This is a genomic window from Calothrix sp. CCY 0018, from assembly GCF_963920925.1.
GTDB lineage: Bacteria > Cyanobacteriota > Cyanobacteriia > Cyanobacteriales > Nostocaceae > Rivularia.
In genome coordinates this window covers 14,883-32,628 of sequence record NZ_CAWUDI010000032.1, presented here as the reverse complement: position 1 = coordinate 32,628, position 17,746 = coordinate 14,883, and the positions used below count along the sequence as shown (strand labels likewise).

Annotated in this window: 14 protein-coding genes; 9 read left to right on the top strand and 5 right to left on the bottom strand. The window is 37.1% G+C overall.

Annotation, left to right across the window (positions count from 1 at the left end; all coding sequences use genetic code 11):
* Positions 1 to 177 precede the first annotated feature (177 nt).
* Positions 178 to 579: a hypothetical protein gene (locus ACM03V_RS22085; protein ID WP_414622949.1), complete on the top strand. Its 402-nt coding sequence runs from the start codon at positions 178 to 180 to the stop codon at positions 577 to 579.
* Positions 580 to 742: 163 nt separating this feature from the next.
* On the opposite strand, the gene rpe is transcribed toward ACM03V_RS22085, so the two are convergent.
* On the bottom strand, positions 743 to 1,453 hold the full coding sequence (gene rpe / locus ACM03V_RS22080; protein WP_414622948.1) for a ribulose-phosphate 3-epimerase: 711 nt from the start codon (positions 1,451 to 1,453) through the stop codon (positions 743 to 745).
* Positions 1,454 to 1,626: 173 nt separating this feature from the next.
* On the opposite strand from rpe, the gene ACM03V_RS22075 reads away from it, so the two are divergent.
* On the top strand, positions 1,627 to 3,237 hold the full coding sequence (locus ACM03V_RS22075) for a S8 family serine peptidase (protein ID WP_414622947.1): 1,611 nt from the start codon (positions 1,627 to 1,629) through the stop codon (positions 3,235 to 3,237).
* 407 nt (positions 3,238 to 3,644) lie between these two features.
* Positions 3,645 to 4,217 (top strand): glycine-rich domain-containing protein, encoded by a 573-nt coding sequence (locus ACM03V_RS22070; protein WP_414622946.1) that lies wholly within the window; start codon positions 3,645 to 3,647, stop codon positions 4,215 to 4,217.
* Positions 4,218 to 4,532: 315 nt separating this feature from the next.
* On the opposite strand, the gene ACM03V_RS22065 is transcribed toward ACM03V_RS22070, so the two are convergent.
* Positions 4,533 to 5,036 carry a DUF4347 domain-containing protein gene (locus ACM03V_RS22065; RefSeq protein WP_414622945.1) on the bottom strand — a complete coding sequence of 168 codons (504 nt, stop codon included), beginning with the start codon at positions 5,034 to 5,036 and terminating at the stop codon, positions 4,533 to 4,535.
* A gap of 592 nt (positions 5,037 to 5,628) precedes the next feature.
* Entirely contained in the window at positions 5,629 to 8,028 is a 2,400-nt protein-coding gene (locus ACM03V_RS22060) for an NB-ARC domain-containing protein (RefSeq protein WP_414622944.1), read from the bottom strand.
* 261 nt (positions 8,029 to 8,289) lie between these two features.
* Between ACM03V_RS22060 and ACM03V_RS22055 the strand changes: the two genes are divergently transcribed.
* Positions 8,290 to 9,618, top strand: coding sequence for a serpin family protein (locus tag ACM03V_RS22055; RefSeq protein WP_414622943.1), 1,329 nt, complete (start codon positions 8,290 to 8,292; stop codon positions 9,616 to 9,618).
* Between the two features lie 156 nt (positions 9,619 to 9,774).
* Here ACM03V_RS22055 and ACM03V_RS22050 read toward each other — a convergent pair whose 3' ends face one another.
* On the bottom strand, positions 9,775 to 10,968 hold the full coding sequence (locus tag ACM03V_RS22050) for an AI-2E family transporter (RefSeq protein ID WP_414622942.1): 1,194 nt from the start codon (positions 10,966 to 10,968) through the stop codon (positions 9,775 to 9,777).
* Between the two features lie 112 nt (positions 10,969 to 11,080).
* Between ACM03V_RS22050 and ACM03V_RS22045 the strand changes: the two genes are divergently transcribed.
* Both ACM03V_RS22045 and ACM03V_RS22040 read left to right on the top strand, forming a co-directional pair.
* Complete coding sequence (locus tag ACM03V_RS22045) at positions 11,081 to 11,470, top strand: hypothetical protein (RefSeq protein WP_414622941.1); 390 nt, start codon at positions 11,081 to 11,083, stop codon at positions 11,468 to 11,470.
* Positions 11,471 to 11,776: 306 nt separating this feature from the next.
* Entirely contained in the window at positions 11,777 to 13,207 is a 1,431-nt protein-coding gene (locus ACM03V_RS22040) for an LCP family protein (RefSeq protein WP_414622940.1), read from the top strand.
* A gap of 826 nt (positions 13,208 to 14,033) precedes the next feature.
* On the opposite strand, the gene ACM03V_RS22035 is transcribed toward ACM03V_RS22040, so the two are convergent.
* Positions 14,034 to 14,930: an alpha/beta fold hydrolase gene (locus tag ACM03V_RS22035; RefSeq protein WP_414622939.1), complete on the bottom strand. Its 897-nt coding sequence runs from the start codon at positions 14,928 to 14,930 to the stop codon at positions 14,034 to 14,036.
* Positions 14,931 to 15,693: 763 nt separating this feature from the next.
* Here ACM03V_RS22035 and ACM03V_RS22030 point away from each other — a divergent pair.
* The 3 genes from ACM03V_RS22030 to frr all read left to right on the top strand — a co-directional run bounded on the left by ACM03V_RS22030 (position 15,694) and on the right by frr (position 17,582).
* Positions 15,694 to 16,248 (top strand): thioredoxin family protein, encoded by a 555-nt coding sequence (locus ACM03V_RS22030; RefSeq protein WP_414622938.1) that lies wholly within the window; start codon positions 15,694 to 15,696, stop codon positions 16,246 to 16,248.
* 70 nt (positions 16,249 to 16,318) lie between these two features.
* Positions 16,319 to 17,047 carry a UMP kinase gene (pyrH, locus tag ACM03V_RS22025; RefSeq protein WP_414622937.1) on the top strand — a complete coding sequence of 243 codons (729 nt, stop codon included), beginning with the start codon at positions 16,319 to 16,321 and terminating at the stop codon, positions 17,045 to 17,047.
* Positions 17,034 to 17,582, top strand: a complete 549-nt coding sequence (frr, locus tag ACM03V_RS22020) for a ribosome recycling factor (RefSeq protein ID WP_414622936.1) — start codon at positions 17,034 to 17,036, stop codon at positions 17,580 to 17,582. The genes pyrH and frr overlap by 14 nt, the downstream gene beginning before the upstream one ends.
* The last annotated feature ends 164 nt before the right edge of the window (positions 17,583 to 17,746 follow it).

Sequence of the window (17,746 nt, the reverse complement as noted above, 5' to 3'; positions counted from 1 at the left end):
TACAATTTACATACATTTATCTTTACAATACTTAATAGTTAAGTTTGACTTATGTCTCATTTTTAAAGATACTTATACCTATAGAAGGTTTTTTAAAGTTACAATTAATGAATAAAAGTAAATTTTAACTTTACGAAAGCATAGTTAAATTGATTTATCTATTAGAGGTATAAGATTATGACCGTTAGCAGTAATGGTAGAAGAGCCAGTACGCGTCAAAGGCGAACCAAAACTGGAACGGAAGCCAGTACAAAACTAGAAAATATAAAAGGTGAAAGCGTGAGTACAGATAATGTAAAAAAAGATTCTGAGAAAGAAGTAAGCGGACCCCTTGCTCTTCCTGGGCAACGTCCGATTACCAGCAGCGACTTACAAATAGTTGAAACGATGAATATTATGGGAATTCGCCCCATCGCAGCCAATAAGATGCAGTTTACTGAAACAATTAATCTATCTGGAATTCGTCCTATTGCTAAGAGCGATCTAGTGGTTTCGGAAACTTATTCTGTTATGGGTAATCGTCCGGTTGCTTCAAATGAAGTTGATGATAGTTTTTCTCTAATGGGTTTCTTAGATTAGATTTGAAACGTAATTAATTAGTTTTAATACAGATTTTGATGGAGACGTAGCACTGCGCCACGTCTCTACACTTTTATAATGAGATTTATCATGAGATAAAAAATTCCCTCCGCTAATTTAAGAGGAGGGGGTATCAGGTGATGGGAATATTTAATGATTTATGCTAGGAAGCCTTGGCTAAATCTTGTGCGGGACGCTTGCTGTTGCGAATACCCTCAATGGCTTCTTTATAATTATTGGCTTTGAAGACTGCCGAACCTGCAACAATTGCATTCGCACCAGCTTCTAAAACTTGCCAGGTATTATTGACTTTGAGTCCACCATCAACTTCAATCCAAGGATCTAGTCCGCGCTCGTCGCACATTTGACGCAGCTTGCGAATTTTAGGTAAGACTCCAGGGATAAAGCTTTGACCACCGAAACCGGGGTTAACACTCATTATCAGGACTAAATCACATAAATCCAGACAATACTCAATCATGTCTAAAGAAGTACCCGGATTTAGTACAACTCCCGCCTTTTTATCAAGCTCCTTAATTTGTCCCAAAGTGCGATGTAAGTGAGGAGAAGCATTATGCTCGCAATGAACATAAATATGGTCTGCACCAGCTTTAGCAAAATCCTCTACATACTTTTCAGGTTCCACAATCATCAAGTGGACATCCAAAGGCTTTTGAGTTACCGGACGAAGCGCTTCCACAATCAGAGGACCTATCGTTATATTAGGTACAAAACGACCATCCATTACATCAACGTGAATCCAATCAGCTCCTGCTTCATCTATAGCGCGAACTTCTTCTCCCAAACGGCTAAAATCCGCTGATAGAATGGATGGAGCGATAACAACGGGTTTCTTAGAATTTTTATTGATCATGGCTAGTGGGTCTTAAAGCGTCCTCTTCTGTATGCATTGTAACAAAATATTGATATTTTTATCATAAAGAAAACAAAATTAAATATATCGAATGGGAATTGGGCATTGGGAATTGGTAATTGTTAACTCCGTGAGCAACTAACCACTAACAACTAACAACTAACAACTACTTGATGAAAAAATTAACCTGGGTGATTTGGGGATTAAGTGCTTCTTGCTTGACCGTTCCGGTACTAGCTTTGACTACTTCTGTTGGTAGTGAAGGTATTGATGCTTTGAGGCTGCACAAACCGCCATATAATTTATTTGGTCGAAAAATTGCTTTGGGTCAAGTGGAAATTGGTCGTCCGGGTCAATTTGGTTTAGATAAATCTGTTTCTAAAAATCGTTCTATAGCTTTAGCAGGTGTTTTTCAAGGCAATCAGCCTGCTAAATCAAATAAAGGAGTCGATCCTCATGCCTATAATGTTGCTGGCGTGATGGTTAGTAATGATAAAGGGTTTCAAGGTGTTGCTCCAGGAGCGCGTTTGTATTCTTCTGCTGTCGGCTCTATCAAGGGTATGGGCCAACCGGAAGAATGTCTTTCGGCTCAACACATTGCTTTACAAAATGGTAATGATGTTCGCGCTATTAATTTTAGCTTTGGCGAACCTTTAAGCCGAGATCCCAGACCGGAACCTGTTTTGGATGGTAAAGCTTTACTTACATTATGCGTTGATTGGTCTAGTCGCGTTCATAATGTTTTATATGCCATTGCTGGTAATCAAGGTAAGGGCGGAATTCCCATTCCTACAGATAATTTTAATGGAATGAATGTGGCTTTTTCCTCTCGCCGAGGAGAGATTTTTAGAAAACTTGATGTTTCTAATTTGGTGGCTATTAATCAGTCAATGACTGCACGTTTATCCGGGAAGGAACTTAATTTAGGTCCTCGTCGTACTATCAGCATAGTTGCTCCTGGAAATAGGATTAGTTTACTAAATCCTAATGGAGAAATCAAAAAAGTTACGGGAACTAGTTTTGCAACTCCTCATGTTACTGGTACCGTCGCCTTACTACAAGAATTTGGCGATCGCACGTTAGCTAAGCAGAAAAAATTACCATCATCACAAAAAGTTAAAGTTGCCTGGAGCCTTGATTCTCGTCGTCATGAAGTGATGAAAGCTGTTTTGCTCAATTCCAGCGAGAAAATTAAAGATGATGGAAATGGCTTGAAGTTGGGGATGACTCGCACTTTAATTGACAAACAAAATAAAGATTGGTTGGATTCTGATGCTTACAAAGACGCAGCAATTCCCTTGCATACCCAAATGGGAACCGGACATTTAAACGCTTTTCGTGCTTATCAACAGTTTAGTGCCGGACAATGGAGTCCAGAAAAAGCAGTACCCGCTATTGGCTGGGATTACCGGGCAATTTTCGCCGGAACATCTGCCGACTATACTTTAGCAAAACCTTTACAAAAAGGAAGTTTTGTGTCTGTAACTTTAGCTTGGGATAGGTTAGTAGAACTCGGCGATACTAACAAAAATGGTAAATATGATAAAGGAGAAATTTTTCGCGATCGCGGTTTGAATAATCTCGATTTGCATTTAGTCAAAGCAGACGGTAAAGATAAAAATAATCGCAGTACTTGTGCTTCTGTGAGTCGAGTTGATAGCGTGGAACATATTTTCTGTCCCGTACCTGAAGATGGTAACTATAAAATCAGTGTCAAGTTTAAAAATAGCATTAACGAACCAACTCAACCTTATGCTTTAGCTTGGTGGACTGCATCTAAATAATTAATATATTATAATAATATTATTTATTTGTAACAATTAAGGAACTCGATTTTCTCAAAAACCGGGTTTCTTAATAGCGAAAATTGTATCTCGCCACTGTAAGAATTTGAGGGGTTAAAACAGTTTTATTAAATGCAACAATCATATATTTTGCTTAATCCAAAATGCTTGCATAAAAATATTAAGGCCAAATTGGTAAATGAATAATATTTCTTGAGATTAAGCAGAGTTAATTAAATACTCATATAACTTGATATAGATTCTATTATTTGTTCACATAGCTGAATTTCTTACAATTACTTTCAGTTGCTTCACAAAAGCTTTACATCCAAATGAAGAAAGTGTTAAAAAATACTTTGTATCTAAAAAAAACCGGATAGAGAATTAATCTCAATGGAACTTGGTATGTGGAATTAAATTTGCTTATTCACTCAATTCTTTTACCAAAAGCCAAAGAAATGCTATTCGTTAAATCTACTTTACCTACCGATGTACGGAAGTTCATCGGTAAACTTGCACATCTTGATTTACAGCCAATTGCCTATAGACTCATACATTCTAACGAAGGGAAATGGAATCTTCAACAAACGAAGCAAGCCATTTCACGTTATCGAATGTTTTTGCTATTGATTTACCTTTACCCTAACAGTCAACTTATTCCAAATCAAGAAATTGACAAAGTATGGCATTTTCACATTCTCGATACTATGAAATATGCTGAAGACTGCGAAATGCTATTTGCTAAATTTATTCATCATTTTCCTTACTTAGGCGAGCGGGGGAAAATAGATAGAGATAACTTACAAAAAGGTTTTGAGCAAACCCAAGTGCTTTTTCAGGAACACTTTGGAATAAATATGGATATTTGTAAAAAACCAAGCTATGCGGCTGATTGTCAACCTATTGGTAAGATAACACAAGTTTCTCGACCGCGTGTAGATTTCGGTGAAGTTTTTTGCATGGAATATTTACTAGGTTAGTTTAAAGAATACTTGACTACAATAGTGTGGTTAAAACCTTGGCTTATTTGTATCCAATTACTTAATAAAGTTAAGCTATTGCTATCCAAATATGTTCGCTGTTCCTTGTTCCCTATTATTTATAATAAGTTCAGAATTACCATTCTTGAAATGCTTTTTGATTGCTATGTCAGTTTGAAGGTAATAATTGGGTTAAGAGCGATACTTCTCAAACATCTTCTGATAATTTTTTGCGTTGATAATCTAATATTTTTGAGTGAAAAGTTAAGGAAAAGGTATTTATTTCTGTATATGAGTTAAAAAGATACCTTTTCTTTAATCATTAACCGATGCTGTTAATGCTGATAACTCTGGTTTAATCAACGTATATTCACTGGTAATCCAATTACCAACTCCTACTTTTGTATGCATTCCCCAAGCGCTAACTAAAGTAGAAATTCTTGCGCCGGTTGTTTTGTACAAACGTAGAATAAATTTTTTGCCAATTGCCTGAGAGCCTACGTTGCAGCCATATAAAAAAATGTTGTTAACCGACCATTTTCTCAATTGAGGAGCATAGTAGTTAAAGTTATGAATAGATAAACTACTATTTCCTAAATACAAACAACCTGGAGAACCTTGTGAAATAATATGAATATCTGACAGTTCTTGATATTTTTGTACAATACGAGTAATTTGCTGTACCTCTTTCTTATTTGGTTCTAATACTAATACTTCTGCTTGAGGTATGATGCCTTCTGAAATACGTCTTTCTAATAAATTAAAATCTTTAATAGCGGAGTCTATAACAACTAAATTACTTACTCTTTTATTGCTCATTTGTTAATAGTTACACTTTAATAAACTATGTGGACACTAACAATATTATGATACACAATCTAACTAAATTTTATTAGAAAATACATGCATGAACTTGATGCCTCAAGTTTTAACAAGTTTGATAAAAATGCACTTACTACTGTTAATATCTCAAGCTTAATAAGTATGTTAAAAATCGAAAAGCTATGAATATAAAAAAAGATGCATAGACCCAATCGGTTTAAATCGCTGTAAGTGTGTTATTAAATGTATCAACCTGATGTCTCAAGTTGTAATAAGTGTGAGAAAAGATGCAACCCTAACTTTAAAACCTCTATCAGTGTGTTCTTAACTGTGTATACCTTGAATAAGGCAAACTGCTTTATAGGTTAAAAACAGATGACACTTTCATATCTTTAAACAAAATGTCGTATTTGTCAGCAGGAAAAAGTTAAGTAAAAGGTAGTTAGTTTGCTATAAATATTAATTCACTTAATAAATTATTTTACGAAATATAACGCGATTTTTTTCTTTAATGAGAAGAAATATAATCTAATATATTATAAGTTATTTAGTACTAATAGAGTAATACACTCCGATCAATAAACCATAATTAAGATTCAATAGCTTGAAGTAATGCTTGAGCCTCCCTTGCTTCTGGCTTCATACCTAAAGTTTCAAAATCATTCATAGCTTCATATACCCAAAGTTTAGCTAGATTAAAATTTCCTAGCTTTCTTTCTAAACGAGCTAAAGAACGCTTTGTATACGCTCGGCTACATTTATCTTGATTATTTTCTGCTACTTGCAAAACTTCTACTAAATAATTTTGTGCTTGTTTTAAGTTTCCCTCCTGAATCGCAATATCGGCCAAAAAGTCTTTAGCAAGAAGACTAGCGCGTCTCCAACCAATTGATTGAGCTTTTGTAAATATTTGTTTAAATAAAATTTTACTTTCTTGATAATTTTCTGTTTTATAATAAATCTCGCCTTGATAATAAAGAATGTGTAGGGATAAGCGAGTTTTAATATACGAATCAATTTGAATATTATCTAAGTTATCTGAATTATCTAATAACTTTTGAGCTTGATTGAGCCAATGAGTCGCTTGTGAAAATTGCTGGTTTTGGATATGCCATACACCGATGTGAATCGCTAAATCTACCTGCATTTCTAATGTTAGATATTGATGTAATTGCCAAGCTTTGACGAACAAATCATCAGCTAAAGCTAAATGCTGAGTTTGCCCCATCAAGGTTAACTTCCACGCGCGATCGCCAATCATTTCTGCTGCTGTTGCAAAGTCTTTGCGAGAAACTGCTGCTTCACTGAGCCATTCTAACCATAACAACGGTGCATCCCAATAACTTAAGCGATTTTGACGATAGGCAAGGGAATATGTATAACATTTCATATCTTGCCAAAGTTTGCAGGCATTATCATAACGATTATTTGCAATACACCATTCAATCACGTCTGTCAAATTATCCCATTCACCTTCTAGCTGTTGATAATCTTGCCATTCTCGCCAATCTTTACGCCCATGCTGTTGGACAAAATTGAGATACCAGTTTACCCAACCGTTACGCGCACTTGTTTCAAATTCAGGATTACTAGACATTTCCGAAAGTGCGTATTCACGAGTCAAATGTAGCATCTCGTAGCTTCCTTGACGATAATTTATCAAGGAAAGTTGTTGTAACTTAGCCAAACCATCTGCTGCATCCAAAGAATTATTGACATTAGCAACAGCCTTTAGTGCTTCGGCTGATGCAGGTTTAGTAAATAGTGACAAAGCCATTAAAAATTTATGTGCTGGTTTTCCTTTCAGTGGCTGTACGGAGCTTTCAAAATAGAAGCGGCAAAAGTCTCCTTGAGTGGGCATCAACTGAGAAGTTACAGTATCGAATGTATAACCAGACGCTAGCTGACTCATAGCATAAATAATTGCGGCGGGGATTCCTCCTGTAGTTTGATATAGTTGCACGCATTGCAATAAATTCAAATCTATTTGTTTTTCATCTGCCTGCTGTTGAATTAATATTAAAGCTTCAGTTTTAGTTAAAGATGATAAAGCAACAGTATTAAAAGGAGTTTTTTCTCGACTGGTAATTAAAGCTTTTACTGTTGGTGGAAGTTCGTATAAAAAGCTTAGTACCTGCTGTTGTTCTTCTAAAGTATCTAAATTATCAATAATCAGCAAAGTCCGCATATTTGCCAACCATTTGTAAATTTGCTCGTAGGTTTCTTCAAAACTTTTTGTTTGAGAATTATAAAAGCTGATTGTACGTACAATGCTTGTAAAAATATCTACTAATGTTTTTTCTCTTCTTAAGCGAGGTAGAACGCCTCTAGCTGTAAAAAAGTGAGATTTTGCGGATGTAAATACTATTAATTCAAAAAAAGGTAGATTATTTTCTGACTTTATTTCCAGGTAAATATCGTTACTTGCTTTCAAACAACGATAAGCAATATCTAAAGCTAAAGTCGTTTTTCCAGCACCTCCGATTCCTTCAATACTGACACAAGGAATAGCCCATTCAAAAGAAAGTAATTCTAAAATTCTTTTTGCTTGGGCTTCATAACCTACTAATTTTGTATAGTCCCGTGATGGAAGATTGTGATATGTGGGTTTGGCTGTTTCTATAAAATTATTTTTATCAATACAATTGTCTTTACTCAATAACTTATTCGCTATTGATTTTCCTTTTTCTGCTTGATAAATATGCTGTTCAAGAATTGCTTTAAAATTATTTTTATTAACTTTTCTGTTTAAAGCCAATGATAAACGTTTCCATAATTTAGGACCGATATCATTTTTTATATATTCGTTAGTATAACCACCTTCAGCGGCAATTTGGTTGTATTTGTGACCTTTCCAAGAACCGCGTAAAACTAAAAGCTCAATATTTGAAAGATGCTTGCCCGTTTTAGCGATAATTAAACTTTCAACTAGTCCTAAAACTTCTTGAAAGAGAATATTGTTATTTGGATTATAGTTTTTGTCACTCATTGCACTAAAAGGTCAGTTATAAGAGTAGGTGTAGCTAAAATATTTAAGTAGTTATTTATTATTTATTGCCTCTATCTTTGGAATAGTATAAGATATTCTTGTTATATTTGTAATCTATGTAGCTAAATTCTTAATATTTTACTTTCAATTAAATAAATGCCGATCAAATTCTGTTGCTAAAACTGTAACCATAGAGCTATTCATTAATTCTAGATGTCATAGTTGGGGTAAAGCCCGAATGGGTATAGTGGTGGTGATGATATGAAACGAAATTTTAGCAATGCTCGGCAAAACTTTTTGCAAAGACGTTATGCAGTTAGTTTAGGAAGACGTTACGTTCTAGCTGCTGCAAGTGTCATGCTTATGGGTGCGATCGGATGCTTTCAATTAAATAATAGTAATAATAGCGCTCTTGCTGAATCTCAAGCACCAAGAACAGAGTTACCAGTTTCAGATAAACCTGCATCAATCGATACAAAATTAGTTTCTGCTAACACAAAGTTTGGCTTCAACTTATTTTCTCAATTGTTGGTTAAAGATAACAATAAAAATATATTTGTTTCACCTTCAAGTATAGCTTTTGCTTTAGCTATGACTTATAACGGTGCTGATGGTAGTACTCAAGAAGCGATGGCTAAAGCTTTAGAATTACAGGGTATGAATTTGCAAGAAATAAATTCTAATTATGCTAAATTAAAAGCGAGTTTAGAAAATCCCGATTCTCAAGTAAGTTTAAATATAGCTAACTCGTTATGGGCAGATAAAAATGCTAGCTTCAAACCATATTTTATCCAAAAAAATCAAGATTTTTATCAAGCTAAAGTGAGTAATTTAGATTTTGCAGATACAGAAGCACCTAGTATAATTAACAATTGGGTTCAAGAAAATACCCAAGGAAAAATAAACAAAATTGTAGATAAAATCGATCCAAACCAAGTACTGTATCTACTAAACGCAATTTATTTTAAAGGCAGTTGGACAAAAGAATTTGAGCAAGATAAAACGGCTAAATTACCTTTTTATCTATCTTCGGGTGAAGAAAAACAACATCCGATGATGTCGCAATCGGGTGACTATAAATATTACGAAACCGAAAAATTCCAAGCTGTGAGTTTACCTTATGGTGAAGATGGCAGAGTCAGCTTTTATGTCTTTTTACCCAAACAAAACTCCAACCTTGAATCTTTTTATGAAAGTTTGAATGCAGCTAATTGGGAAAAATGGATGTCTCAGTTTGCTCTACGGAATGGTTCATTACGTTTACCTCGCTTCAAAATGGATTACGAAGCTACACTAAATGATGCGCTGTCAGCTTTAGGGATGGAAGAAGCATTTACTAACAGTGCCAATTTCTCACAAATGGGAAATAATCTCAAAATAAGTCAAGTAAAGCATAAAACTTTCGTAGAAGTTAATGAAGAAGGAACGGAGGCTGCTGCCACAACTTCAGTGGGAATAGAACTAACTTCAGCAAAACCACCTCAAAAACCATTTGAAATGATTGTCAATCGCCCCTTTTTCTGTACGATTCGAGATAATCAAACCGGAACCGTTTTATTTATGGGTTCAATTGCTGAACCAGTTTCTTGAAAGGGGAAAGGGGAATAGGCAACGAGGAACAGTAACAAGATAAAATACTAATGAATTCTGTTAGTTACAAAAGCTTCGTAATCCTTGTAAATCTACCTTTATAGAGCTTATTTTATACTTTAAATAAGCATCATTACTTGATAAACAATAATTTTATCAAACAGTCGGAGGAGATGTTTTGGGTGCAGCTACATCGACAGAAGAAACGCTAAGTTCGGAATTAGCGTCCTCGGTTTGTTTGTAGTAGGAATCTTCACTTTGTTCTCCGCGAATATCATTTTTATCATTACTAGAAATTGAAGGGCGTACTGCTTCTATTGCTGTTTTGATCACAACAGCGCTAGGTACCGCTACAATTACACCTAAAAGTCCACCAATTCTAGCTCCCGTTAACACAGAAATCAAAACCCATACGGGATTCAAACCTGTAAAGCTACCTAAAATTCGCGGAGCAATGATATTTTCCAAAATTTGCTGTACGATGACGGCAGCCATTAATGCCCTCATACCAATCCAGACATCTTGTAATGCAACTAAGGATGTGGTAAGGGCAATACCTACAGAACCGCCAAAGGGTACCAGGGCCATAATACCGATAGTCAACCCAAAAAGTAACCCAAAAGGTACTTTCAGCCATAAAAATGCCGGAATTAAGGCTGAAGCCATGCAAATAGATAAAATGAGTTGAGTGATAAAGAAATTTTGAAAGCTAAGACGAACTGTTTCCGAAAAAGGCTTGCTAAATCTTGTAGGAAGCCAACCTACCAAGCTTTGCCACAGTTCCCCCCCATGCTGTAACAGATAAAAGGTTAAAACCATAGTTAAGACAATATCGAGCAAACTTGTTACCGTGACTACCGCTAAATTCAAAACTTGTCCGGCAATAGCTTGCAATTGTCCTTTTACCCGGTCATTAATCTGTACTAGCAAAGCATCCAGATTGATTGGTAAACCCAAACCATCAGCTTTTTGGTTCAGTATCATTAATTGGCTGCGTCCCGAATCTATTAGTTCTGGTAGACGAGCCACTAATTGTTGAGCTTGAGTAAGTGCTAAGGGAACGAGTGTAACACCTAACGCTAATAATATAGATAAAGTCAGTAAAAATACTAGAATTGCGATCGGTTCGCGCTGTAGACCTTGACGCTCCATCCAGCTTACGGGATAGTTGAGCAGAAACGCTAGTACCGAAGCTCCGGCTACAATGACTATCAGCGAGTGGAAGTAATCAAAAATTACTGAAAACGCCCAACCGTTGATCACTAACAGCGGAGCAAAAACGGCGATCGCGCCGATTCGCGCTATTGGTGTTAAGCTTTGCCACCAATTAAAAATCTTAAGTGTGTGCATAAAAAGAGCCGATTGCCGTTGGACAAATCATAAAATAGACGGATTATAAGCTTATTATCCCCGACTAAAGACCAATCGCTCATCCCCCTAGTTCAGGATTTTACTCAGACTAATGAAGCATTTTGAATCTACCTTATCCAGCAAAATCAAAAAACAAGACATTTCGCTTCTAGGAATGCTTATATATCTAATTCCGGTAATTGGTTTTTTCCCATCCCTATGGACGCTTTATCGTCGTGAAGGAAGCCGGGAACAATTAAGAACCTCTCGTTTGTCAATTACATTAGCATTAACTTGGATCGTAGGATACATACTGCTAGGAACTGGAGCTTCAACTTCGGATTTTTTCGCACTACGCTTGCAAATTCTCAATAGCTTTGTAACTAGCGGCTATTTTGTAGTTAGTGCCTGGTTGATTATTCGCACGGTTAAAGGAAAGTCTCAAAGAATACCAGTATTCAGCAATTTTGCCGAAAAAGTACTGAGTAAATATTTATCTTGATTCAGCTATAAATATTGGGTAGAAATAGTGGTAGGAAAGCGGACTGAACACTTTATAGAAAAGTTTGTTCTTATACTTAGATATTAATATCTTTACAGCTAGATTTAGTATAAAGTTGCCATACTTCCATAAAACATCTCCGGATTAACTAAAAAAGTAGGAGAAATACTGCTATAAGTGTTGTGGTTGACACGTGCATTCGTGTAGTTAGCACTGATAATTAAGAGTTAGCTATTATGGGTTGATTCTTCTGCAAGTAATGCAAAGCAGAAAATTGAATTTTTATCAATAAGTGTGAGGAAGTCAGTGACCATTCAAAGAACTTCGGCGCAAGATAGCCATTCTGCGTCCCCTCCCAAATCGAATGACAATAAAGGGAAAAACCCCAAATCCGGAAGGTGGTTGTGGTTCTGGGTAGGTATGAGTGGTATTGCGATGGTATCAGCTACCGCAGGAGCGCTTCTAGCGGTTTCGTTAAGCAGTACCCCTTTAATGCAAGCCAATCTTAGTGCGGATGAAGCGGCTGTATTCGAGAGTGATAGCATTGCCGGGGGGGGGCTACGTTTTTCCGAATTAACCCGCCCTGTGAACGTTTTAGTTATGGGAATGAGCGTACTTCCCCCAGATACACAAAATCCTCCATCTAATGTCAGAGATTTAGGATACTTACCTCAAGTCAATTCTTTTGATGGTCTTGCTGATGTCATGCTACTGATAAAGTTCGATCCTCAGAATAAAAAGTTGACCATGCTATCTATCCCTAGAGATACTCGTACAAGAATAGATGGGTATGGTATTAAAAAAATCAATGCCTCTAATACCCTTGGAGGCCCGGCTTTAAGCGCTAAAACTGCAAGTAACCTTTTAGAAGGAGTGGCGATCGATCGCTATATGCGGATTAACGTTTTAGGGGTAGGTAAGCTAATTGATGCTTTGGGAGGAGTAACTGTAGACGTTCCTGAAGATTTGAAGTATCAAGATGATTCCCAACATTTATACATAAATTTAAAAGCAGGGAAACAGCATCTTGATGGTGATAAAGCCTTACAACTTCTACGCTTCCGTAATGATGGAAGAGGAGATATTGGTCGCATTCAACGCCAGCAAGTGGTTATGCGAGCCTTAATGGATCAGGCGCTTAATCCGGCGACAGTAGCACAATTACCCAAAATTCTTAACGTAGTTAAAGAACATATAGATACTAACTTGACAGTAGAGGAATTATTAGCGCTGGTAGGTTTTGGAGTACGAACCAATCGCTCCAATATGCAAATGTTAATGTTACCCGGACGCTTTAGCACTCCTCAAGAATACAACGCTAGCTACTGGATACCTTTTCCCGAAAGTATAAGCGCGATGATGGCTCAACACTTTGGTATAGAAGCTGAAGATGAATTACAACCTGTAGATCGATCATCTTTACGAATTGCTATTCAAAATCATACTGGCAGCGATGATGTTAGTTTCCGACGCTTAATGAGAAACTTACGAAAAGCCGGTTATGAAAGAATTTACGTTGCTAAAAGCTGGAGTCAGCCTTTAACAGTGACTCGTGTTGTTGCTCAACAAGGAGACGAAAATAGCGCCGAATCAGTCCGCAGCCTTTTAGGTTTTGGGGAAGTGCGTGTAGAAAGTACTGGTAGTCTTAATTCCGACATTAGCATTCAAGTAGGTAAAGACTGGTTAGAAAAACTTTCCGCTCCTGAATCTTCGGATGATGATATCCCATTGTTTTGACACTCCTCTGGCTGAAGCCAAGAGAATTCTTGAACCCCTGATGCCTGTTTTACTTTTGGATTGCTCCTATCCTCAAGATCTTACTCTGGGTGCTAGTCCGAGCCTGCTAGGAGATTACGTATTTACCTAGATGCCCTTCATAGTGGACTACTTTCCAAGCGTACTAGTATATTACAACTAGAGTTTAGGTATGCCCTACCTTACGGGGATTACTCCCAATTATTTTTACAACAATATGTTGACTAATTCATTCACCGATTTATATCGATTACTGCGCTGTTTTAAGAGTTTTCGCTACCTCTTGTCTTTTTATTTTTCCCTCAAAAGTGTCGGCTTATTTCATCCGAGATTTTCACGATGTGCGACGGTATTTCAACCTGAAAACAAAAATATTGTACAACACTTTAGACCGGCAGCTATATAAAGATTATCTGTCGAAAATGTATCTAGAAGTCGCCTTAGAAGGGCAAGGCTTTAAACCCAAAACTATCGGTAATTGTATTATCGCAGACATCAAGATAGTTATTAGAGTTAATTGATTATTTTCAATTCTTAGAAAAATAGAGCTTCTGAAGCAGCTCGACGATTATTTTTCACTTACCAAAACGTTAGATAATTGCCTCTTTAGTATTTTGGATTTTGGATACTTCGGCAAGCTCAGTACAAGTTTGGGATTTTGGATTTTAGATTGAGAGTTAGGAGTTAGGAGTAGCAAGTAGCAAGTAGTAAGAAGCAAGTAAACTATCATAGCTACTCGTTACTCGCTACTTTTAGAATCTCCCCTTGTCCCCCCCATCCCCCAATGCCCAATTACCCATTCCCAATTCTAAGAAAGCTCCGCAATCCAATCCTGTAAAATAGGATTGACCAATTCTGGGGCTTCATCTTGAGGGCAATGTCCTATTCCTTCTAAAGGTATAAATTTCATCACCTGGGGAAATTCTGCTAGCTCTCTACCTAATTCGACTGGTTCCCAAGGATCGGCTGTTCCCCATAAAATAATAGCCGGACATGGTAGTTTGGGTAACAAATCTTCCGCTAAAGGACCTTGAGAATACGCTGTAAATGCTAAAAATACAGCTGCGGCACCTGGATCGCTTGCTGGTGTCATTAAAATATCGATTAATTCATCTGTTACAGCTTCACCCGTAGGATAAGCTTGCAGCAGAATCGAACGCACGGTTTTAGGTTTCGCTATTTGATTAAAAAAGAATTCGCCTACTGACTTAATAGATAGTATGCGCTGTAGTAAAGGCGCTCCCATGCGGCGATAATACGGTAACTTTGCTTGTTTTCGTTCGTGTAAAAGCCGTAGAGAACAGTTAAGCAGTGCTACACCTAACGCGATATCTGGATTGTCTACAGCTGCTTGCATCGCTGCTATACAGCCAATAGAATTTCCGACTAAAAAAACAGGTTCACCCACTACTTCGCGGCAAAAATCAGCAATCTGCTGTCCCCAAGTTTCAAAAGTATAAGCAATTTCTTCACCCGGTTTGGGTTTAGCTGAGGCCCCAAATCCAATCAGATCGATGGCATAAACGCGGCAATTTTCTGCCAACACCGGGATATTCTTTCTAAAATGTCCCGAAGAAGCACCAAAACCATGTATCAAAACAACCGCCGATCCAGTAGTTCCTTGAGTTTGATAGCAAATGGGAAAACTTTGCCACATCCAGGTTTTTGTTGAGCTAAATACTGGGGTGGAAGTAGAAGTAGTCATAGAAAATCAATTTTATATATAAATTAAATAAACGCAAAAATCGAAACGACACCGGATTGATATTTTTATTGTCTGGGCAATTCCAAACTTTGTTTCTTGAAGAAAAGCAGGGAAACTTATTTTTGCTCGTATCTCGTATATATAATAAGTTTACTCATTATTCTGATTATGGGAAAGCTCGTATTTTTACCTTTAGCGGAATTAATACGGTTGATTTTCCACGAGCAAGATTATTTTTGAGAAAGAGGCGTGAAACAATAACGAGGAATGCGGAAATATTTCGTTAATACATAAAAATTAACAATAACTTTACAACAACAGATGTTTAAAGTATTTTTTGAATAAATAATTATCAGTATTTTCTCTAATGTAAATTCAACAGTTGAACTTCAATTCAAATTATTTTTTCGACTATTTTCGACTATGAATAAGTAGAAATTGGACATATATAATCGATATGGCATCTCTCTAAAACTGCCATTATATATGATTTGTGTTGATTCCTACTCGAATAAATACTGGGGAAAAACTTTGCCATATTTTGGCGAATAGAAAAAAATATTTTGACTATCAAATGCTCCCACATATTTGGAGATTTTTGCTGTGATTCAGTAGTTTTACAATTTACGACTATTGAGTGCAAACTATAAAATTATTGGATATAAGTTAAGCATCTACACAGAGGGTGGCTTGAAAATGGATGCACGCCCACTACATCAAAAATGTGTTTTGCTGTTTCCATTTCCTTCCAGCAACCGAGAATATGAGTGTACTAAAAACGATGGATACCCGCATAGAGAAATACGCACCTGATTTTGAACTGCCAGGAATTGATAGTCAAGTACACCACCTAAGACGTTATTTAGAAAAATTCCGTGCAGTTGGCGTGATTTCTATGTGCAACCGCTGCCCCTATGTAGGGTTGTATATAGATAAACTAAAAAAATTACAAACAGAACTTGGGAAGCAAGGCTTTACTTTAATTGGAGTCAACGGGAATATCGCCCAAAACGATCCGTCGGAAAGCTTTGACAATATGAAAGCCTTTGCCAGAGAGTACCGTCTTAATTTTCCCTATCTATGGGACTCCACACAAGATGTGACTCGTAGCTTCGGTGCCACAAAAACACCAACAGCATTTCTGATCGATAAAGATGGTGTTATACGCTACAGGGGTCAAGTTGATAGCAACGATCAAGAACAAGATACACCTGAAAAATCTTATTTAAAGAATGCCGTTACCTGTTTATTTAACGGAGAAGAAATCGGCGTAACCGAAACAGAAGCTCTAGGTAGTAGTTTGGTATGGCGAAATTAGAGACAGATAGTGTAGGAGACTGATATCTTAAACTGGAGGCAAATACAAATATTGGATAAAGCTTAACTTCATGGGTACAGGTTACCGACGGGTTTTACTTAAACTGAGCGGTGAAGCCTTAATGGGCAGTATGGGCTACGGAATTGATCCCGAGGTGGTTAATTCCATAGCTTTAGAAGTAAAAGAGGTTGTAGCCACGGGCGTTCAACTTGCCATAGTAGTAGGAGGCGGAAATATATTTCGAGGCATGAAAGCTGCTTCCGCTGGCATGGATCGGGCGACTGCCGACTACATCGGGATGATTGCCACAGTCATGAACGCGATGACGCTGCAAGAATCCCTCGAAAGAATAGGCGTACAGACGCGCCTACAAACCGCGATCGCAATGCAAGAAGTTGCCGAACCATATATACGTCGTAAGGCCATCCGTCATCTAGAATTAGGACTGGTGGTTATTTTTGGTGCGGGTTCGGGTAATCCCTTTTTTACTACCGATACTGCTGCTGCATTAAGAGCCGCTGAAATCGATGCGGAAGTAATTTTTAAAGCTACGAAAGTAGACGGAGTGTACGATTCCGATCCAAAAGATAATCCCGAAGCTAAGCGTTACCAGTCGTTAACATACGCGCACGTTTTAAATAAGGATTTGCGAGTAATGGATAGTACTGCGATAGCCTTATGTAAAGAAAACGATATCCCAATTCTTGTCTTTGACTTGAATGTGCGAGGTAATATTCACCGCGCAGTTATGGGAGAATCCATTGGCACCATTGTGGGAGGTTCTTGTGAAATTAGCTGAAGCTGAAAGTACAATGCAAAAGACCGTTGAAGCTACTCAACGTTCTTTCAATACGATTCGCACTGGCCGTGCTAATTCGAGTTTGCTAGATAAGATTATGGTTAAATACTACGATGTAGATACACCTTTAAAGTCTTTGGCGAATATCGGTACGCCGGATGCTACTACCATAACAATCCAACCATACGACCAAAGCAGCTTGGGTAACATCGAAAAAGCAATTTCGATGTCCGATGTGGGTTTAACTCCCAACAACGACGGTTCTATAATTAGGCTAAATATTCCGCCTTTAACTGAAGAACGTCGTAAAGAATTTGTCAAACTCGCTTCTAAGTATGCTGAAGAAGGGCGCGTTGGTATTCGTAATATTCGTCGAGATGCCTTAGATACGGTTAAGAAAGAGGAGAAAGCCGCTGAAATTTCTGAAGATGAATCGCGAGATTTGCAAGACGAAGTGCAAAAATTGACAAATAAGTATACGAGTAAAATAGACGATTTATTCGGAGAAAAAGAAAAAGAAATCACAACAATTTAAGATGTGAATTAAATGAGCGTAGAGTTGGAAGTTATTAGCTAATGGTTTAAATGGCTAACTTCTAGCTCTGGGCTTTTTTTGTTTACTAATTAGAAAAGCGTAAACATGAATCTTTTTATTTTCTAGTGAATAATACTGAGTCCCAAACCATAATAAATAGCACT